This is a genomic window from Legionella sp. km535 (genome assembly GCF_003990085.1).
Classification (GTDB): domain Bacteria; phylum Pseudomonadota; class Gammaproteobacteria; order Legionellales; family Legionellaceae; genus Legionella; species Legionella moravica.
This window is the reverse complement of the sequence record NZ_RZGU01000008.1, coordinates 103,644-123,462: the sequence shown is the minus strand read 5'-3', so window position 1 is coordinate 123,462 and position 19,819 is coordinate 103,644. Positions and strand designations below refer to the sequence as shown.

Here is a 19,819-nt window from a genome sequence, read left to right as displayed (position 1 = left end):
TTTTTCTTGTTTATTAATTTCCTGGCGTCATAACCCGAATCTGGTATCAATTAATGAACTCTAAAAATGGCGCTTCAATCATCTTAAACGCCACGATTAACCCAATCTTCACTCGAGGAAATGTTTAAATCAGTTCGTCACCGCCCTTGGATCCAAGAGAAATCTTGCCGTCCTCAGCAAGGCCTCTGGCGATTGCAAGAATCTCTCTTTGCGCACGTTCCACATCGCTTATTTTAACAGGGCCTTGTACTTCAATGTCATCACGCAGCAAATCTGCGGCGCGCTTGGACATGTTTGAAAAAATTTTATCCCGTGTTGTTTCAGTAGTTCCTTTAAGCGCTACTTTTAGTTGCTCTGAGGTCACATCACGCAATAAAATCTGGACACTTCTATCGTCCATATCAACAAGGTTTTCAAAAACAAACATTTTATCGCGGATTTTATCACTCAGATCCTCATCCCAATCTTTTATCTTTTCCAGGACCTCTTCTTCCATAGCGCCATCGAGAAAGTTAATCACATCAGCAACAGTTTTAATTCCACCCACTGAAGTCGATTTTCCAACCGTTTGACCACTCAATTGTTTTTCTATAACTTTACCCAGTTCAGAAATCGCTTCTGGCTTAACTGTGTCAATATTACACATTCGTAATAATACCTCAGCGCGTTTCTCTGCACTGAAATAGCTGACCACTTCAGCTGATTGTTCACAATCAAGATGAATTAATATGGTGGCGATAATCTGTGGATGTTCATTACGTATCACATCGGCAATCAGCCGGCCGTCAAGCCATTTTAATTTATTCAAGCCACTGTCTTTATGAGAGATCAAAATCCTGTCGATAAAAGGAGTGGCTTTTTCTAAACCCAAAGCTTCAATAAGTACTGTTCGCAAATAATGTTCCGTGTCCACAGTCAAACTGGTCTGATCACTTATGGCACTGATGAAATCAACTAAAACAGATTGCATTTTAGCTTTACTGACCGAACTCAAAGAGGAGATAGCCATACCTACCTTTTGAACCTGTCGCGGCTCTAAATGTTTAAGTACTTCAGAGGCATTTTTCTCCCCCATACTAAGTAACAAAATTGCTGCACGTTCTATTCCGTCCATAGCTAACCTCTGTCAACCCATGTTTTAACAACCTGAGCAACGCGCTTAGGTTCTTTATCCACCACCTGGCGTAATAAATTCAATTGAGACTCATAATCGCTGATTTCGTTTAAACCGAGTTGATTATCCTGGCCTGACTCATCAGTTAATTTTAAACTCGCTTCTTCTTCACTCTTGTTACTTGCCAAAGTCTTTAACATGGGTTTAAACACACCAAAGATCAAAGCAAGTAAAAATAATGCACCCGCTACTTGCTTCACTATGGACCAAAAACTGTCCTTTTGCCAAAAGCGCTCATCGGGCAGTCTTTCTATAGGATCAGGTTTCACAAAACTGCTGTTGATCACATTCAAACTATCGCCTCTTTTTGCATTAAGACCTATTGCATCTGACACAAGTAACTTGATCTGCTCAATTTCCTGAGGAGTTAATGGTTTTTTCTCCATTTTTTTAGTTTTATCATTCATCACAGCACGATTATCAACCAGAACTGCAACCGATAACCTCTTAATGGTACCTGGCTGATTTTTGGTATGACTCACTGTTTTGTCCAATTCAAAGTTTTTTGTACTTTGAGTTCGAATATCGCTTGCTTGACTTTGATCCGTAGTCGTTTGCTGGGGTGCAGCGCCATTAGCAGCATTAGCGCCGTTAGCTCCAGTTTTAGGGGGAACATTTTTTTGTCCAAGTGCAGGATTTGGTGATGGAACATTAGAGAGAGAACCTGGAACACCACTGGCAGCATTACTAGCATTCCGTTGTTCCTGCATGGTTTGTTCACTGCGCAAAGACGACTGTTCAGGATTAAACAACTCCTGAGTCTGTTCATAACTGGTAAAATCAATATCCGCGGATACTTTCGCTCGTACTCGCCCATACCCGAGTATCGGAGTTAAAATGTCCTGAATTTTTTGTGAATATTGTTGTTCCAATGTTTGTCGATAATCAAGAAAACGCTCTGTGTCTGAAAATAACGTCTGTCCAGCTCCCTCATTAAGTAACTGACCATCTTGATCCACTACAGTGACTCTGCTTGCACTTAAACTGGGTATGCTTGAGGCAACCAGATTGACTATAGCCGCAATAGTGTGTTTTTTAAGCTCCACTCCTGAATAAACATCGATAAATACTGAAGCGCTAGGTTGCTGACTGTCTCTGACAAATGCAGACTCTCTGGGAATAGCCAAATGAACGCGCGCTGATTTAATGTCATTAAATTTACTGATCGTTCGCGCCAGCTCTGTTTCAAGAGCTTGTTTATAACGAGCATTTTCCATAAATTGACTGCTGTTAAATGTTCCATTTCCAGCAAACATCGCTTCAGTACCGCTGGAATCACGAGGCAATCCTTCAGCCGCCAGTTTTAATCGAGCACTTTGTAATTCATCTGCAGACACAAGCAAAACACCGTTATTTTGATCGATTTTGTACTCAATACCGCTCCTCTCCAGAACCGCCAGGACTTCAGAGGTATCTCGAGGATTTAATTGACTGTATAGAGGGATGTAACTCGGATCGCGAGACCATAAAACTACGGCCAAACCTATAGCGACGCTTGCAGCCAAACCGACCAGCAAACCAATTTGGCGAGGGATAGATAAGCTTGCAAATTTCGCTGCCGCAGTAGAAGCATTATCAGCCAATGCCATTATAAACTCCTGTAATTTTATCCTGATTCTAAAAAAATTAGTCCATGGATTTCATCGAATCACCTGCATTATACAGGCATATTCATGATGTCCTGATACGCCTGGACAACTTTATTTCTAACCCGCAAAGTTGCTTCGAAACCCAAATTTGATTTTTGGCTGGCAACCATCACCTCACCCAGACTGACATTAGGATCACCCAGTTCGAATCGTGTTTTCAATGCATCTGAGGCTTGACTCATTTCATTAACTTGACTCAATGCCTTTTGAAACACCAGACTGAATGGTGTCTGGTTCGCATCAGCCTGATTGACAGTCCCTTCTGCCTGAGCAGACATGGTTCGAATTTGATTCAATAAATTTACAGTATTTATATCGCTCACTTCCCTGCCCCTTATCTTCATTCATTGCAATCAACTCAATCATCAAAAACAGCGTAATGAATGTTCTGTTAGTTAAACGGTATAACCTTCTTCACGCATTTTAGCCAGCTTATATCTCAAAGTTCGTTCACTCACACCTAATAATGCTGCTACCCGTTGTCTGTTTCCTTCATGTTCCAATAACGTTTTTTCAATCAATTCAAATTCATGAATCTGTAAATTTTTACTGCTTGCTGTGACCGTTGTTTCAGATGTCAGTGTGGAGGTTAATGATAGCTGTAAATGCTCTCCTTCAATGATTCCCTGAGTTTGTAGTACCAAAGCTCGTTGAATCACATTATCCAGTTCTCTGGCATTACCCGGCCAGGGATAAGACAACATCAGTTTTTGTGCGGTTGGGCTAATCACCGGAACTACAGGTTGTTTGTGTTGACAATGTTTTCGAATCAAATAATTAGCCAATGGAATAATGTCGTTTTTTCTCTCTCTTAATGGGTGCCATTGCAGAGGAAAAATGTTGAGCCTGTAGAACAAATCTTCTCGAAAACGTCCGGCCTGCACCTCATCCTTTAACTGTCTGTTGGTGGTAGCAAGAATTCGAACATCCAGACTGATCATTTTATTTGAGCCGATACGCTCTACCTCTTTCTCTTGTAATACTCTTAATAATTTCGCTTGTAAACTTAAAGACATTTCACTCACTTCATCCAGTAGTAAAGTGCCTCCTTGAGCCTGTTCAAATTTCCCGGGAGTCGATTTATAGGCCCCGGTGAATGAACCTTTTTCATAACCAAACAAGGTTGCTTCAAGCATTTGTTCTGGAATTGCCGCGCAATTAATCGCAATAAAGGGCTGTTTTTTTCGTGGAGAATGATCGTGTATAAAGTGAGCCAATACTTCTTTACCTGTTCCGCTTTCTCCACTAATCATCACGCCAACATCTGATTGTGCGACCTTTAAAGCCATAGTGAGTAAAGCCTGACTTTTTGGATCTTGCGCTATAGGCTCGCCACTATCATCCACTTCGACTTTAATGAATTGATTGATTTTTTCAATTAATACCTGAGCGCTGAATGGTTTTGTTAAGTAATCCACGGCACCGTGGCGTATTGCATTAACAGCATCTTCTACAGATCCATAAGCAGTCATTAATATAACGGGTAATCCTGGTCTTTTTTTATGAAGTTCTGCCAGCAATTGATTACCGTCCAGTTTATCCATGCGAATGTCTGTTAAAACCACAGCAGGATTATGCAAGTCAAGCAAGGTTAAGGCTTCTTTCCCATCCTTGGCTGTAATGTAGGTATGACCTGAAATAGTCATAGTCTCAGCAAGAGCTTCTCTTAAAACCGGATCGTCTTCAACAATTAAAACATGGCTCATAAATATCCTTTATTCTCGTTTCATTCGACTCTGTTCATACCGGGTATATACAAGTTTACCTGTGTACCTTCGCCTTCAACAGATTCTAAGGTCACTTTACCTCCATGAGCTTTCACAACTGCAAAAACAACCGCTAATCCCAAACCAGTTCCTTGTGCTTTAGTGGTAAAGAACGGTGAAAAGGCCTGTGTTTTTACCTCGTCACTCATCCCCTTTCCATTATCCTCTACTGATATTTGTATACCTGAATCATCCATAGATGCAAGTGTTAAATGTATTTCTGTAGCTTCTGATTGCAAAGCATTGATTACCAGATTCAAAACTGCTCCAATTAATGACTCTCCGTGAATGGATGATTCACGTGTTATTAATTGATTGTTCACTTTGAATAATACCGAAGAAGACTCTATGTAAGGCTGAGCTCTTTGCATTAATTGAGAGCACCAATAAGTCATATCCATCAAGACTGGTTTTATGGATGTGCCTCGGGCAAACAACAGTAAATCTTGAATTTGTTGTTCGATACTCCCATGACACTCTTGTAAGCGGCGTATCCAATTTTTTATACGGGGATCAAGGTCGAGAATATTATTTAAATGCTCAGTATATAAAATAGCAGATGACAAAGGGGTTCTGATTTGGTGAGCCAGCTGGGCGGTCATTGTTCCTATAGACACCAGCCTTTTCTCATTTTCTCTCGCTTTCTCATAATCTCGTGTCGCAGTAATATCCGATAGGGTAATTAAGATACCTGGCAAACTATCAAGAGATGAAATAGCAACATGTACTCGTCGTCCATCCGCCAAAGACACTTCATGACCATCATCAGCTCGTGGAACAAATGCCCGTTGAATGACATCCAGCCATAAGGAGCCTGTTAGTCCATAACCAAGCATCGCTTCAGCACAAGGATTTAACCAAACCACACGCCCTTGAGCATTTAATATCACAAGCGCATTAGGTAAACTGGACAGAATATCCCATTCAGAAAATTCAATCTGAGGTTTAACCGCACAAGTCTGGTAATTACAATAGTCCATATAAAGATGAATGAATAAGTTAGTTAATAATGACTTTAGCAAATTTCACGCCAAAATGAAAATATGTTTAAAATCATATAATTACTCAATTAAAAATTTCCGGTTTTAAAAAAGACGCAAGCTAATTCATTGATTCAAAGAAAATTTGACATGGCATCAAATTAAAACAACTGATCAACTGTTCTCGATAAAGCTTCTCCAGTTTCTAAATACATACCCCAAGGTTAATCGGGAGGGCGAGCAAGTATAGGTGGGATCAGATTTTCATCAAATGAATCAAAGATTGAGAACTATAAAAAGGTATGTGGGTATTTACAGGTACATTAAAACGAGAATGGTCATCAGCACCTGATTGCCAGTCATAATTTTGACACTGAGTAGGAATTCAATAGAAGTCTATTCAGAAGAGCTCACCTTTGAACCTATTTTATTTCAATAAGCATCGATTTCATGGGCTAACCATGAAATCGACTTAAACGCTCTTAAATGATGTATCAGAAGATCATGATACATCAAGCAAGGCTCGCCATTAGATGAGAACGCGTAACTCTGCATAAACCTCATTTGCTGTAAAGGAACCTTTCCAGGGAGTCACGTTAACACCAGTTCTTCCACTTGGCGCAGATAATGACGACAGGATGTAGTCAGGAAATGGAATATTGCCACCATCAAAATAGTCGTAACCAATAGCCAATGAAGTTCGTTGTGTTAATTGAGCGGTAAGACCTGCCCCTACTCGCCAGGCAAACTCACTATCTGTACTTGTTTGATTTACCGAAGCGATTTCTGTGCGGCCTACTCCAAATGGAGCCGTTATGGTTCTAAAGTCTTTGACATTCAAATAATCAACACCAATTCCTGCACCGACAAAAGGTTGAACTGAAAAAGTTCCCACTTGCCATAATAATTTTGAATTGAGCGTACCCAGATCAACCCAACCATTTACCATGACGCTGTTACTGTCCAATTTAAATTTTCGTGTCCGTTCATCACCGGTAAATCCAGTCACGCCAGTATTTGCACCGGTCTGATATCTTGAATAATCATAATCGCCTCTGTGTTCAAATCGAGCGTCAACACGAAGATAATCAGTAATGTATCGGCCTACTCCAAAAAATAACAGCGCAGAAGAACCTAAATTATCTGAGTAACCTTGATTGGAAAAATCCCATATTGTAGAGTCAACAGTAATATCGGCATCATTTGACCAGGAAGCACCAGCTCCACCAGTAAGATACCATGATTCTGACTGAACAGCAGGCCCCATTGTCCCAGCAGCAGCTATGGTTGAAATGCCTAATGAAAGACAAACTGAAGCTAATTTGCAACTTTTTTGCATGATTCTAATTCCTTTTATTTTTAAGACATATTGTTATACATGAAAATTCATTAAAAAATCAATGGGTTGAAAAAAAAAATGAATATGCGCTGTTCAATGACCAAGAAAAGTCATGTTTAACACAGTGATACGTGTCCCACAAACAGCTCTTTGACTGTATTTGGCGTATGATTGCAACGATCGATACAACAAAATTGATGAATTTACCAAGACATTGTCCCTAATAGGCCTGAACAATGACCAAAGCGCTTTAACCTTTAGACTCATCATCCAATTGATTTAAAAATGCCAGCTTTTCAGCGATTTTGATTTCCAAGCCTCTTGGTACAGGCTTATACCATTGGGGATCTTTAATTCCGTCTGGAAAATAGTGTTCTCCTGCAGCGTAACCGTGTGGTTCATCATGAGCGTAACGATATTCGCGCCCATGTCCTAACTCGCTTAATAATTGGGTAGGGGCGTTGCGCAAATGAACAGGAACCTCTCTGGATTTATCTTTTTTTACAAAAGACATGGCCTGATTAAACGCAAGATATCCTGCATTGCTTTTCGCAGCAACCGCGAGATAAATAACCGCCTGAGCCAAAGCCAACTCCCCTTCGGGAGATCCCAAACGCTCATAAGTCATTGCGGCATCGTTGGCAATTTGCATCCCCTTTGGATCAGCTAATCCAATATCCTCCCAGGCCATTCGAACTATCCTCCTTGAAAGGTAATGCGGATCAACTCCACCATCAAGCATACGGCATAACCAATAGAGTGCGGCATCAGGATCAGAACCACGAACGGATTTGTGCAATGCTGAAATCTGATCATAAAAATTATCGCCGCCTTTATCAAAGCGCCTGGAGTTTGGTGCCAAAGCATTCATTACAAATTCATGGGTTACTGCGGTCACATTCATTGCAGCACAGGCAGTATTAATTTGTTCGAGCAAATTAAGCAGCCTTCGCGCATCACCATCAGAACAGGCGATAATGTCTTCCAGTGCCTGGCTGTCGAATTGCAGATGAGACAAAACAGTTGAATAAGCTCGTTGAAACAACTCGTTTAATTCATCATCAGTCAATGATTTTAAGACATAGACCTGTGCACGGGACAGCAACGCTGAATTGACTTCAAATGAAGGATTCTCTGTAGTCGCCCCGATAAAAGTGACAAGTCCAGATTCAGTATAGGGTAACAATGCATCTTGTTGCGCTTTATTAAAGCGGTGTATTTCATCAATAAACAATATAGTCTGCTTATTATGAATTAAATGATCTTGCGCCTGCTCCATTGCAGCTCGGATCTCTTTAACCCCTGAGAACACCGCAGACAAGGCAATCCACTCACAATCAAAAGCCTGCGCTGTTAACCTTGCAATTGTTGTTTTACCTACCCCAGGTGGCCCCCAGAGTATCATGGAGTGAAGTTTTTGCCCCATAAAACTCAATCGCAAGGGTTTGCCTTCGCCGAGTAAATGCTTTTGTCCAATCACCTCATCCAGATGCTTGGGCCTTAAAAACTCAGCCAGGGGCGGTGTAGGCTCCGTATTAAACAAACTCATTCGTAAATACCCTATATGCCCAAATGGTGCTTATTGCTGCACCAGATCGACCCCTTTAGGAGGCTTAAACTGGAACAACTTGGCAGGTAACTTGGGATTGGATTTTATTTGGACTAATTTAACCGTAGTCACCTGCCCTAACTGGTCATACAACTCCAGTCCGGTTAATTGTTCATTAGTAAAAATCAATTTAATCTGTTGGAAATTTTCTTTAGGAGATTTCGATTTCAAATTAAAAGTAATGACCTGACCCACTTCTTTTTGAGTTACATCAAAATCTCTGGTGACGGTATCATCATAACCGCTCAAAAATAAAGCAGCAGTTCCACCCAGGCCTTTTTCCTGCTTTTTTACAGTGACCTGCTCTAAATCCACATCATAGACCCACATTTTTGTTCCATCGGCAACAACAAGTTGCTCCATGGGATCAATGGTTTGCCAACGAAAACGTCCTGGTCTCTGTAAGGCCATGGTACCCGATGAACGAGACACTTCTTTCTTTTTAGCTTTGACTATCTGATTAAAATGTGCACTCATGGTTTTAATGGAATTAAGCTTCTCTTGCAATAACTCCCCCGAGGTCTGGCTAAACAAACTGCCCGAAAAGCAGACCAGGATCAATACAGCTAATTTTTTCATGTTCATTCCTCAGTTACCGATGAAACCAGAACATCCCGGTATCCACCATCCAATGGACCAACAATTCCCGTTCGCTCCATCTCTTCAACCATTCGTGCTGCACGATTGTATCCAATTTTTAATCTTCTCTGTACCGCAGAAATACTTGCTTTTCGTGTTTGAATAACAAATTCTACGGCTTGATCATATAAAGGATCATCATCTTCTGTTGATTGACCTTCATCGTCCATGCCACCTTCACCATCATTGGTCATTTTTAAAATGTCTTCAATATAATCTGGCTCACCTCTGGAACGCCAATCATCAGCGATACGGTGCACCTCTTTGTCATCCACAAATGCGCCATGCACACGCAAGGGAGCACCGCTTCCAGGAGCCAAATACAACATATCACCATGGCCTAATAACTGCTCTGCACCCTGTTGGTCAAGTATAGTACGAGAATCAATTTTTGATGATACTTGAAATGAAATACGGGTTGGGATATTGGATTTTATCAATCCAGTCAATACATCCACAGAAGGTCGTTGTGTAGCAAGAATCATATGTATTCCCGCTGCCCGAGCTTTTTGAGCAATACGTGCAATCAGCTGCTCTACTTTTTTGCCAACCACCATCATCATGTCAGCAAGCTCATCGATAACTACAACGACATAGGGAAGCGCTTGTAATTGAGGCGCTGTAGTGTCCATAGAGTCTACGGGTTTCCATAATGGATTAACAAGCGGTTCGCCCTGAGCAATTCCTTCTGCAATTTTAGTGTTAAAACCAGCCAAATTCCTGACTCCCAGAGCGGCCATCAGCTTGTACCTTCGTTCCATTTCCTCAACGCACCAACGCAATGCGCTTGCGGCTTCTTTCATATCGGTAACAACAGGGGTTAATAAATGAGGGATGCCATCATAGACGGATAATTCAAGCATCTTGGGATCCACCATAATCAAACGAACTTGCTCAGGTGATGCTTTAAAAAGAATGCTCAATATCATCGCATTAATACCCACTGACTTCCCTGAGCCAGTAGTCCCTGCCACTAACAGGTGGGGCATTTTCGCCAGATCCACTATCATAGGGTGACCGGCAATGTCCACGCCCAGTGCCAATGTAAGGGGTGAATGTGCTTGTTGATAAACGTCAGCAGACAGTACATCCGATAAACGAACCACTTCACGCGAGTGGTTTGGTAACTCAAGGCCAACCACAGTTTTCCCAGGTATAACTTCCACTACACGGACAGAAATCACCGACAGTGAACGCGCTAAATCCTTGGCCAAAGCGGTTAATTTACTCACTTTAACACCGGCTGCAAGCTGCAATTCAAATCGGGTGACTACTGGCCCTGGATGAACGGCTACCACATCGGCCTGAATACCAAAATCCAATAAATGCTGTTCCACATCTCGAGAAACATTTTCCAGTTCCTGATGGGTATATCCACCCATAGGCTTTCCAGGTTGACCTTTATCCAATAAATTTAGCCCAGGTAAGGTACCCGATGAAGTCAACTTGGGAGGACGGATTTCTCTGGGCTCTCGCACGTTTTTTATCACCTCGGGTTTGGCTTCTTCCGGAAGGATGAGAACCGGAGGTGCCTTTTCGCGATCTCGTTCTTTTTCCTTTTTCGGCCTAAATAATTGAGGTACTGATTTTTCTTTACTGGGAGCTTCTGATGTCGCCACAGTACGTTCTTTGGAGTTAATGGTAATGGAGGGCATTCTTCCTTTAAATAAGGTTATGACGTGCTTCAGAGCCTTATACGAGGCATTAATGCCTACTAGAGAATACTTGCCAATGAGTTCTATCGAGATAAGCCAGGATAAGCCTGTTAGCAATGTTGTTCCCACTAAAAGCATGGCCAATAAAACAAGAGTGGCGCCCTGAAAATTTAACATCTGATACCAACCGTTGCTCACCGCCTGGCCTATTATTCCTCCAGCGCTATGAATAGAATCCACTGCTTTGATTTCTGGTTGAAGAGTTAGTAGTCCACATCCCCCCATTACCATCAGAATAAATCCAGCTGAACGAATCATCAAAACTGTTTTATCGAAGGACTTTAACGCATGAAAATCTTTTAATAACGCCCAAGCAACATAAACAAATGCTATAGGCAACAAAAATGCAAAGTATCCAAAAGCAAAATACAAGGCATCCGCCAGATAAGCACCAACTTGCCCACCAGCATTGGCTATATCAACTCCGGGGCGGGTAGCATGCGACCAGCCAGGATCACTCACTTTATAAGTAAATAGCGATAAAAGTACAAAAAGTGCGATGGATAAAATAAGTATAAAACCGCCTTCACTCAAGCGTTTTACAATATAATTTGGCATGGATTTTTTAGGGGCTCCAGCCTGTTTTCCCGAGTCTTGTTTTGCCATAGGTATTTTATTATTTTCGTTTTTGTCATAATATTTGCCATCTTAACACAAAATATAAGGAAGGCAGAGACGATGAGCACAAGCAATCACCACCGCTTAATCATACTTGGTTCAGGTCCAGCAGGTTACACGGCCGCAGTCTATGCCGCAAGAGCCAATTTAAACCCGGTATTAATAACGGGTATGGAACCGGGTGGTCAATTAACGACAACCACCGAGGTAGATAACTGGCCTGGCGACGTTGAGGGTCTGCAAGGTCCTGCTCTGATGGAACGGATGCAAAAGCATGCTGAGCGCTTTGAAACTCAAATTATATTTGATCATATTGTCAAAGCCGATTTAGCGCAAGCGCCTTTTACGCTGCAAGGAGACAGCACAACGTATACCTGTGATGCATTAATCATAGCTACAGGCGCTTCTGCCCGATATTTGGGTCTGGAATCAGAATCAGCATATCAAGGAAAAGGCGTTTCTGCGTGCGCAACCTGCGATGGATTTTTCTATCGCAATAAAAACGTGTGCGTCATTGGTGGTGGAAATACAGCGGTTGAAGAAGCTCTTTATTTATCCAATATTGCTGCATCAGTTACTTTGATTCACAGAAGAGATACCCTACGCTCCGAAAAAATTCTCCAGGATAAACTGTTTGAAAAAGCACGTACCGGTAACATCAAATTGATATGGAACTCAACTCTTGATGAAGTACTGGGTGATGGGAAAAAAGTAACGGGCGTTTCCATTCGCAATGTTCTGACTAATGAAAAAGAAGAATTAACTCTTGATGGCGTTTTTATCGCCATTGGTCATACCCCCAATACCTCTTTATTCACCGACCAATTAAAGATGAGAGACGGCTATCTCACCATCAAATCCGGACTGGATGGTATGGCAACAAGTACCTCTATACCCGGAGTTTTTGCCTGTGGGGATGTTGCTGATCATGTATACAGACAAGCAATTACCTCTGCAGGTTTCGGCTGCATGGCAGCCCTTGATGCAGAAAAATATCTGGATTCACTATAAAATCAATAAGATAAACACTATAGCCAACAGGCTCTGTTGGCTGTATTCTTTATAAATTACCTAATGGATTAAGGACTACATTGGTTGATACTGACTATATTTTTCCAAACCCTGAAACCAGCGACAAACAAGGACTACTGGCTATAGGCGGTGATTTGCGTCCACAACGTATCCTGCAAGCCTATTCCCAAGGGATTTTCCCTTGGTTTGAACCTGGTTGTCCTATCTTATGGTGGTCACCTAATCCAAGACTGATTCTTGCTCCTGACCAAATGAAGATATCACCAAGTCTGAGAAAATCTTTAAAAAAACCGTTCAGACTATCCATTGATACTGCATTTCATCAGGTAGTTACCGCATGTGCAACCTGCTCCGGTCGGGTCAATAATACCTGGATTACCCATGAAATGATTGATGCCTATACTACCCTACACACTATGGGGTATGCCCACTCCTTTGAAGTATGGCAAGCCGATGTTCTTGTCGGAGGATTATATGGCATTAGTTTGGGAAAAGGTTTTTTTGGTGAATCCATGTTTCATAAAGTAACTGACGCATCCAAAATTGCTTTATATTATCTTTGCCATACATTAAGCTCCTGGAAATTTGATTTCATTGATTGCCAAATGCCCACCAACCATTTACTTAGGTTAGGTGCGACCATCATCAGCCGGAAAGAATTTCTTCACTTATTGGAGTTAACGCTAAAAAATCCCAATAAAATGGGGTTGTGGGATTACCCCTTACAATTACCTTTGAAATAATTATTAGCAAAATCGGTAATACTTTTTTCCAAAGTACCAACTAACTCTTTAAAATTACCATGATTTACCAAAGATTTATCCAGTTTAATTCGTCCTTGATGAAGATTCATCAGAACTTTCCCATTAAATTCAATTTGATGATCGCTTGGATTTTCAGCTATTTTACTCTTCAACTGTTGATTAATACTCGTCTCAACCGCTCTCTTAATTCGCTTTTCACCAAAGCCTTGGCCTATTTTTTTTGCAATACTGAGGAGTGCATCACGGTAAATAGTTCCTCGTTCGGATAAACTCTTGATTGTAGCTGCTGTCCTGGCAGATACCTTAGACATATCCCCTACTGAACTCCAAAGCTCGTCAGGTACTTGTGCGAATGCCAAATAATTCTCGAGCTGTTGCGGACTGATGTTTAATCTGTGACATAACTGTTCAGGAGAGATTTTCTCCGAACCTAATAAGGTATGATACAACATGCCCTTGGAATATTCAGAAACAGATTCTTTTTCAGAATCAGCTACCAGAACGGTGATTGCCTGCTCAAAACTTAAATTTCTTATCACTGCCTGCACTTCAAGGTGATGAGTCTTGCAAGCCATCCATCGCCTGTATCCTGAAATGACAACGTATTGTGCTGCGGGGTTGTCTTTAGGTCTAAAGATCTCTGAAGCTCTGACAACAATGATTGGCTGACACTGACCTGCTTGTTTTATACTCAAGGCTAAAGAATCGATAGAACCTAATTCATAAGAGCTTCGCTCACGATATTCCCATGTATCTATTGTGTTGCAATCCAGCTGAACAATACGCTCAGAATATCCCATATCTTGCTCAACCGCCTTAAATCGTTCAAGGATTGCATCGGATAGACAAAAATTCTGCATTTTGAGCTCCTTTAATTTCTTATCGAGGATTTGCTCTTCGTTCAACAGTCTCTGTATTTTGAGAATGAAGAGAGGGATAAGGTTTAGTCCTTAAATTAGCCATTTTGATAACCTCATCTGCTAATGACAAGAACTCTTTATGACTATCACAGCCAGGACGGTAATTTCCCAGCCATTTACCTTGAAATGGACTTTCCAAAACTGCAGCTTTGGTGGATATGGACGTTTCAAATGCCTGTCCGGATTTAATAAGCTCAGATAATAATTTTTCTGATAATTTATGTCTTTTATTTATCTTGCAGCCTAATATTTTAAATGGCTTTTGCGCCATTCTTGGTATAGATATAGCGTCGGTCAAATTTGTTTGATCCAAAAAACTGGGAGAGCAGGGTAAAATAATCAAGTCTGATAGCATGATTGCTTTAAATGCGGCTGGCATATAATTGGGTGGGGTATCCAATACAATGAAATCATAAGTTCGTCTTAATGATTCCATTATATCCATGGGTTTTTCTTCAAAAAGCTCCATTACAAAATCGATATGTTCTCCCTGCTTGGCCCAATTTATGGCATCAGGTTTGTCTTTATCCATATCAGCAACGATTGCTTTATAACCTTTTTCTAATAAAGCACCACATAAATTAATGGCTGTAGTTGTTTTTGTACTACCGCCTTTTGATTGGCTAATCGCAATAACATAGCCCATAAAACCTCCATGTACCTTAAGATTTCCTACCTTATTATAGTACAAAATCTGACCAATAATTAAATTAGTGCACTGAGATACAAAAAGTCTTTAACATAGAGTCAGGGACTGAGAATAGCCATTTCTGGTTTGATTGAAACGGGATACCACACAAATATCCATGTTTGTAACAATAATAAAAACATAATCAGCAACGCACCAAAAGAAAACCAATAGTAACTGGCCAGGCCGGATGCGGGCATCTCTTCTCGAAACACATTCAATAAAACGGAACCCGCAAGAAATGCAAGCATCAATGCAGCGACTAAAACGTTAACCGGATCAAAAATCACCGAGCAGATCCAGCCAACAAGCAAAGCGCTTATCAATATAAAACGGCCTAAATGATTAAATTGCATGCTATAAAATCGACAGAATTTACGATCGGTCAACACAAAATGAAGCGCCATAGCAAAGGTAAACAAAACAGTAGCGGTAATGCTGGATAAAGCACGTAATGACATGGTATAGGTAATCAAAAAATTATAAAGACAGAACATGGTAAGATGCAACCCATACACCATGCCGTCATCGTGCCCTTCATCACGATTTCGCTCTGCAATCAGATCAAAACCATAATAAACAAGAAATCCGAATAATGCGACAATGTAAATCAATAACTCGGTAAAGGGAGTAAGCCATTGATTAACCATGAGAAAACGACCTATGGGCTTGTTGTACTCAACCAAATTGGGCAACATATGTAAAAAAACATAGGCTACAGCCACACCACCTGCAAAGGAGACAAAGGCACTTCCATTTCCAGGTAAATGATTTGCAAACCATGGACTTAAATAGTGAAATATCACTAAAAAAAGCGTTGCAGCGAAGGCAACCCATAAATGAGGAGCCGATATCCATAGCACAGAGATACCTCCAACAGGATCAATTCAATAGTCTACAGTACATCATTATTCACTTAAATTTTCAAATTGAGTCTGCTTTATCGAAGAGTATTTTATTCTCTCTTAAGATGCCCCTAATCTGTTTTTCGCGTATAACCTTATCAACTTATATTAAATGAGCTAAGCTTAACCGATATACAATAAGGAGCATTGATCATGAAACAACATTCCCCTGGGTTCCTGAAATTAGTAGAAGATGCTAAAAAACGAATACAGGAAATAAGCCCGCAAAATCTAAAAAAAATGCTTGATACCAAAGAACAGATTATTGTGATTGATACCCGGGAAGAACATGAATTATCTGATGGATACATCCCAACTTCCATACATTTAAGCAAGGGAGTCATTGAGCGTGATATTGAACAAAAGCTTCCTGATCTGCATCAACCCATAGTAGTGTATTGCAGTGGTGGATTTCGTTGTGCTTTAGTTGCTGATTCATTACAAAAAATGGGTTACACCAAAATCTATTCACTTAATGGCGGATTACGAAGCTGGGTAGAGGCAGGTTACCCCATTCAAAAATAAATTTTGAAATCAATGATTCTGTGAATCTGATGTATTTAATTACGTGTTTACAATTCATCTCCGCAGACTACGTACCACGACTTGTTCGCGGTCTCCAGGAGATGGTGAAATGACACATGAAAGCAATAAAGTTCTAATCTCTGGATTCCGCGGTCACAGCCGCGGAAATTCGAAATGCAGCATGTACTCACAGTTCAAACGAATTCCCGCGGCGAAGACCGCGGGATCCATGATGGTGGCTCTGGATTCCGCGGTCACAGCCGCGGAAATTCGAAATGCAGCATGTACTCACAGTTCAAGCGAATTCCCGCGGCGAAGACCGCGGGATCCATGATGGTGGCTCTGGATTCCGCGGTCACAGCCGCGGAAATTCGAAATGCAGCATGTACTCACAGTTCAAGCGAAATCCCGCGGCGAAGACCGCGGGATCCATGATGGTGGCATTGAAGTATTAGATCCCGCGGTCTTCGCCGCGGGATTTCGGCTTATATTTATACAACGTCAGCCACCTGATACTGAGACATAGTTGATCCAACGTTTTAGCACGGTCATCCTGGCTCCGCGATCAAATCCGTTGGCCTTCTGCAAAGATGTGTTCAAGAGACAACCGGTTTGCTGGCAAACAGTTAAGTAGTCAGATTGCTTGCTAATTGGATTCCTGAATTGAAATACAACGAGTTTTTTCAAGAGAAGAGCGTTGTCAGGGATAAATCCATTCAAAAACCTGTAAAATTCGCTAATAATTTAAATGAATATCACGCTTGGATTGCCATTTTTCTCAAATTAGTGCACTATTTCACCTTTATGAACTTGTAACATCACTGAGAGACCTATGGCAAAAGAAGATCATATTGAAATGGCTGGCACCGTTATAGATACCCTACCTAACACTATGTTTCGTGTAGAATTAGAAAATGGACACGTAGTAACCGCCCACATTTCAGGTCGTATGCGTAAAAATTACATTAGAATCCTGACTGGAGATAAAGTGAAGGTAGAATTAACTCCTTACGATCTATCCAAAGGCCGTATCATATTCCGTGATAAAAATTAATTTAATTCTCTAATCGAATTAAATGTCATCCCGAATGAGGCAAGATCATGGGTTCAGTTCGACTCTATTAATCATCCATCACTGCATTCGGGATAAAAGAACAGGCTCCAGTTCTCTTTATTTTCCGGCCACCATCATGTTCTCTATCCATATAGAGCCGCATCGGGTTGGAATATTCGGATTGATGTCGTTACCCACAGCGCGAATGGAATGAAACATTTCTTTTAAATTTCCAGCGATGGTCACTTCATCAACCGGAAACTGTATTTCACCATTTTCAACCCAATAGCCACTCGCACCTCGTGAGTAGTCACCGGTTATACCATTAACTCCCTGCCCCATTAATTCGGTCACCAATAAACCTTTATTCATTGATTTCAATAAGTCAGACAATCCACCTGCTGTCGAATCTACCGTCAGATTATGCACCCCATCACTATTGGCAGTTGTTTTTAACCCCATCCTCCGTGCTGAATAACTACCAAGAACGTATTGGATTACACGTCCCTTTTCAACCAGAATGTTAGGCCGCGTTGGAACACCTTCACCATCAAAAGGAGAGCTTCCCAGAGCACCCTTTAAATGAGGTTGTTCGTAAATGCGAATAAATTCGGGAAAAATCTGTTGACCTACGGAATCAAGTAAAAATGAGTTTTTTCGATACAAATTAGAACCACTGATTGCGCTGACAAAACTGGAAATCAATCCGCTTGACACTCTGGATGAAAAAATGACTGGCGTCATTTGTGTTTCAATCTGACGGGATCCTAATCGACTCAATGCACGCTCAACGGCATTTTGCGCAATCAAATCAGTATTCACCAAATCCGCTGCATTGCGCACCGTTGTGTAATCATAATCTCGTTGCATTTCCTCGCCATCTTTTGCAATCACCGAGCAACTGATGCTGTGTCGAGTACTGTGGATATAACCTTCCCCACCATGAGTATTTGCAAAAGCATGATGCGACTCATAAGAAGACACGCTTACGCCATCCGAATTAACTATTCGCTTATCGAGAGATAAAGCATGCCGCTCACATTTTAGAGCAATATCTATTGCCTGTTGTGGTGTAACGTCCCAAGGATGGTATAAATCAAGATCAGGATGTTGCTTAGTCATCAACTCCCTGTCTGCAAGTCCAAAGCAAGGATCTGAAGAGCTCACTCTGGCAATATCACATGCGGCCTGTACCATTGACTCAAGTGCTTCAGGCGATGTATCAGTACTGCTTGCGCCACCTTTTTTCTGACCTATATACACCGTTAATCCAACACCTTTATCTTCACTAAAAGCAACTGTCTCCACTTCGCCCATACGAACGTCTACAGAAAACCCTCTGTCATTGTTAACGGCAACCGCTGCATCAGTAGCGCCCTTTTGTTTGGCGATTTCCAGGACATGATTCATCAATTGTGTTAATTCTATAGTTGACTTATGTACTTCACTATTGTTATGTTGCGGTTTAATTTGCATAAGAGATTCCGTGGTGTTGAATGATGTACATAAGGATACAATAACATGTCTTCGCAAACCAATCTTTATCCTGCAAACATAACTTATTTATTACGAACTCTTTTTTTGATTCTGTGTGTCACTCTGCCGGTCAATTCCTGTTCCGCAGATCGATGGCAAGAGTTATCTTCAGGAATTGAATACCAGGATCTTGAGGGTGGCTTATTAGCTCCCTGGTCACACGTTCATGTTTTTCGCATTGATCTAAATAAAAATAAATTGGCCCTGGTCAATGCCAAATCACTATCCCTTAAAAACGCATCTGCCGATCAATTTGCCCAACACAGTAAAGCGCTTTTAAGCATCAATGGCGGTTTTTTTGATCATGAATTTAAACCGCTTGGGCTTAGAATCAATAATAAAAAAATGGAAAATCCGTTAAAACGAATCAGTTGGTGGGGAATTTTTTATATCAAAAACAAGGTACCCCATATCTCCAATGTCGCTCACTTCAACCCTGATCAACCTATTGATTTTGCTATCCAAAGTGGTCCCAGATTATTAATTCACGGAAAAATCCCCAGCCTCAAAGCCGGAGTAGCCGACCGTTCCGCTTTAGGTATCACTAAAGACGGTAAAGTAATCATCCTCGTATCTACCAATGCAGCCATGTCTACCTACCAACTCGCACAATTATTAAAAGCGCCGCCACTTTCCTGTGTCGATGCCATCAATCTTGATGGAGGAAGTTCTAGCCAACTGTATGCCCATATTGGCTCATTCCAGCTTAACGTCCATGGTTTTTCTCATGTAAGTGATGCAATTATCGTAAAAAAAATATAAAATCCAATAAATTAAAAACCTTATGAAAATAAACGCATATTCGCTTATTCTCTCAGTTTATAAATTTTAACCCACAAGTTATCCACAAAATATACCCAAATTATTCTCTTGATCATCAGACGAAAACACATTATCTTGTTATTA

Annotated in this window: 18 protein-coding genes; 5 read left to right on the top strand and 13 right to left on the bottom strand. The window is 41.0% G+C overall.

Going from position 1 to position 19,819, the window contains the following annotated elements; genetic code table 11:
* Positions 1 to 124: 124 nt before the first annotated feature.
* The 9 genes from fliG to ELY21_RS06655 form a co-directional block, all read right to left on the bottom strand.
* Positions 125 to 1,114 carry a flagellar motor switch protein FliG gene (gene fliG, locus ELY21_RS06695; protein WP_028382969.1) on the bottom strand — a complete coding sequence of 330 codons (990 nt, stop codon included), beginning with the start codon at positions 1,112 to 1,114 and terminating at the stop codon, positions 125 to 127.
* Positions 1,115 to 1,116: 2 nt separating this feature from the next.
* Positions 1,117 to 2,763: a flagellar basal-body MS-ring/collar protein FliF gene (fliF, locus tag ELY21_RS06690; protein ID WP_127108044.1), complete on the bottom strand. Its 1,647-nt coding sequence runs from the start codon at positions 2,761 to 2,763 to the stop codon at positions 1,117 to 1,119.
* Between the two features lie 68 nt (positions 2,764 to 2,831).
* Entirely contained in the window at positions 2,832 to 3,146 is a 315-nt protein-coding gene (gene fliE, locus ELY21_RS06685; RefSeq protein ID WP_028382971.1) for a flagellar hook-basal body complex protein FliE, read from the bottom strand.
* A 72-nt stretch (positions 3,147 to 3,218) separates the two neighbouring features.
* Positions 3,219 to 4,529, bottom strand: coding sequence for a sigma-54 dependent transcriptional regulator (locus ELY21_RS06680; RefSeq protein WP_127108042.1), 1,311 nt, complete (start codon positions 4,527 to 4,529; stop codon positions 3,219 to 3,221).
* A gap of 20 nt (positions 4,530 to 4,549) precedes the next feature.
* Positions 4,550 to 5,569 carry a PAS domain-containing sensor histidine kinase gene (locus tag ELY21_RS06675; protein WP_127108040.1) on the bottom strand — a complete coding sequence of 340 codons (1,020 nt, stop codon included), beginning with the start codon at positions 5,567 to 5,569 and terminating at the stop codon, positions 4,550 to 4,552.
* Between the two features lie 529 nt (positions 5,570 to 6,098).
* Positions 6,099 to 6,908: an outer membrane protein gene (locus tag ELY21_RS06670; protein WP_127108038.1), complete on the bottom strand. Its 810-nt coding sequence runs from the start codon at positions 6,906 to 6,908 to the stop codon at positions 6,099 to 6,101.
* A 250-nt stretch (positions 6,909 to 7,158) separates the two neighbouring features.
* Complete coding sequence (locus tag ELY21_RS06665; RefSeq protein ID WP_127108036.1) at positions 7,159 to 8,457, bottom strand: replication-associated recombination protein A; 1,299 nt, start codon at positions 8,455 to 8,457, stop codon at positions 7,159 to 7,161.
* 30 nt (positions 8,458 to 8,487) lie between these two features.
* On the bottom strand, positions 8,488 to 9,096 hold the full coding sequence (gene lolA / locus ELY21_RS06660; protein ID WP_028382976.1) for an outer membrane lipoprotein chaperone LolA: 609 nt from the start codon (positions 9,094 to 9,096) through the stop codon (positions 8,488 to 8,490).
* Positions 9,097 to 9,098: 2 nt separating this feature from the next.
* On the bottom strand, positions 9,099 to 11,477 hold the full coding sequence (locus tag ELY21_RS06655) for a DNA translocase FtsK (RefSeq protein WP_127108034.1): 2,379 nt from the start codon (positions 11,475 to 11,477) through the stop codon (positions 9,099 to 9,101).
* 72 nt (positions 11,478 to 11,549) lie between these two features.
* Between ELY21_RS06655 and trxB the strand changes: the two genes are divergently transcribed.
* Both trxB and aat read left to right on the top strand, forming a co-directional pair.
* Positions 11,550 to 12,500 carry a thioredoxin-disulfide reductase gene (gene trxB, locus ELY21_RS06650; RefSeq protein WP_199741659.1) on the top strand — a complete coding sequence of 317 codons (951 nt, stop codon included), beginning with the start codon at positions 11,550 to 11,552 and terminating at the stop codon, positions 12,498 to 12,500.
* 80 nt (positions 12,501 to 12,580) lie between these two features.
* Complete coding sequence (gene aat / locus ELY21_RS06645; protein WP_127108030.1) at positions 12,581 to 13,264, top strand: leucyl/phenylalanyl-tRNA--protein transferase; 684 nt, start codon at positions 12,581 to 12,583, stop codon at positions 13,262 to 13,264.
* On the opposite strand, the gene ELY21_RS06640 is transcribed toward aat, so the two are convergent.
* The 3 genes from ELY21_RS06640 to ELY21_RS06630 all read right to left on the bottom strand — a co-directional run bounded on the left by ELY21_RS06640 (position 13,237) and on the right by ELY21_RS06630 (position 15,756).
* On the bottom strand, positions 13,237 to 14,145 hold the full coding sequence (locus tag ELY21_RS06640) for a ParB/RepB/Spo0J family partition protein (RefSeq protein WP_127108028.1): 909 nt from the start codon (positions 14,143 to 14,145) through the stop codon (positions 13,237 to 13,239). The genes aat and ELY21_RS06640 overlap by 28 nt on opposite strands.
* A gap of 19 nt (positions 14,146 to 14,164) precedes the next feature.
* Positions 14,165 to 14,851, bottom strand: coding sequence for a ParA family protein (locus ELY21_RS06635; protein WP_127108026.1), 687 nt, complete (start codon positions 14,849 to 14,851; stop codon positions 14,165 to 14,167).
* A gap of 101 nt (positions 14,852 to 14,952) precedes the next feature.
* Positions 14,953 to 15,756 carry a hypothetical protein gene (locus ELY21_RS06630; protein WP_127108024.1) on the bottom strand — a complete coding sequence of 268 codons (804 nt, stop codon included), beginning with the start codon at positions 15,754 to 15,756 and terminating at the stop codon, positions 14,953 to 14,955.
* 195 nt (positions 15,757 to 15,951) lie between these two features.
* Between ELY21_RS06630 and ELY21_RS06625 the strand changes: the two genes are divergently transcribed.
* Positions 15,952 to 16,323, top strand: coding sequence for a rhodanese-like domain-containing protein (locus ELY21_RS06625; RefSeq protein WP_127108022.1), 372 nt, complete (start codon positions 15,952 to 15,954; stop codon positions 16,321 to 16,323).
* Positions 16,324 to 17,155: 832 nt separating this feature from the next.
* Positions 17,156 to 17,377 carry a translation initiation factor IF-1 gene (gene infA / locus ELY21_RS06620; protein WP_006872751.1) on the top strand — a complete coding sequence of 74 codons (222 nt, stop codon included), beginning with the start codon at positions 17,156 to 17,158 and terminating at the stop codon, positions 17,375 to 17,377.
* Positions 17,378 to 17,494: 117 nt separating this feature from the next.
* Here infA and pmbA read toward each other — a convergent pair whose 3' ends face one another.
* Positions 17,495 to 18,853 carry a metalloprotease PmbA gene (gene pmbA / locus ELY21_RS06615; RefSeq protein ID WP_199741658.1) on the bottom strand — a complete coding sequence of 453 codons (1,359 nt, stop codon included), beginning with the start codon at positions 18,851 to 18,853 and terminating at the stop codon, positions 17,495 to 17,497.
* Positions 18,854 to 18,898: 45 nt separating this feature from the next.
* Between pmbA and ELY21_RS06610 the strand changes: the two genes are divergently transcribed.
* Entirely contained in the window at positions 18,899 to 19,675 is a 777-nt protein-coding gene (locus ELY21_RS06610; RefSeq protein ID WP_127108018.1) for a phosphodiester glycosidase family protein, read from the top strand.
* The last annotated feature ends 144 nt before the right edge of the window (positions 19,676 to 19,819 follow it).

Coding starts and splice junctions, on each gene's coding strand:
- fliG (WP_028382969.1), bottom strand. CDS start 1,114: ATGGACGGAATAGAACGTGCAGCAATTTTGTTACTTAGTATGGGGGAG.
- fliF (WP_127108044.1), bottom strand. CDS start 2,763: ATGGCATTGGCTGATAATGCTTCTACTGCGGCAGCGAAATTTGCAAGC.
- ELY21_RS06680 (WP_127108042.1), bottom strand. CDS start 4,529: ATGAGCCATGTTTTAATTGTTGAAGACGATCCGGTTTTAAGAGAAGCT.
- ELY21_RS06675 (WP_127108040.1), bottom strand. CDS start 5,569: ATGGACTATTGTAATTACCAGACTTGTGCGGTTAAACCTCAGATTGAA.
- ELY21_RS06670 (WP_127108038.1), bottom strand. CDS start 6,908: ATGCAAAAAAGTTGCAAATTAGCTTCAGTTTGTCTTTCATTAGGCATT.
- ELY21_RS06665 (WP_127108036.1), bottom strand. CDS start 8,457: ATGAGTTTGTTTAATACGGAGCCTACACCGCCCCTGGCTGAGTTTTTA.
- lolA (WP_028382976.1), bottom strand. CDS start 9,096: ATGAAAAAATTAGCTGTATTGATCCTGGTCTGCTTTTCGGGCAGTTTG.
- ELY21_RS06655 (WP_127108034.1), bottom strand. CDS start 11,477: ATGGCAAAACAAGACTCGGGAAAACAGGCTGGAGCCCCTAAAAAATCC.
- trxB (WP_199741659.1), top strand. CDS start 11,550: ATGAGCACAAGCAATCACCACCGCTTAATCATACTTGGTTCAGGTCCA.
- ELY21_RS06640 (WP_127108028.1), bottom strand. CDS start 14,145: ATGCAGAATTTTTGTCTATCCGATGCAATCCTTGAACGATTTAAGGCG.
- ELY21_RS06635 (WP_127108026.1), bottom strand. CDS start 14,851: ATGGGCTATGTTATTGCGATTAGCCAATCAAAAGGCGGTAGTACAAAA.
- ELY21_RS06625 (WP_127108022.1), top strand. CDS start 15,952: ATGAAACAACATTCCCCTGGGTTCCTGAAATTAGTAGAAGATGCTAAA.
- infA (WP_006872751.1), top strand. CDS start 17,156: ATGGCAAAAGAAGATCATATTGAAATGGCTGGCACCGTTATAGATACC.
- pmbA (WP_199741658.1), bottom strand. CDS start 18,853: ATGCAAATTAAACCGCAACATAACAATAGTGAAGTACATAAGTCAACT.
- ELY21_RS06610 (WP_127108018.1), top strand. CDS start 18,899: ATGTCTTCGCAAACCAATCTTTATCCTGCAAACATAACTTATTTATTA.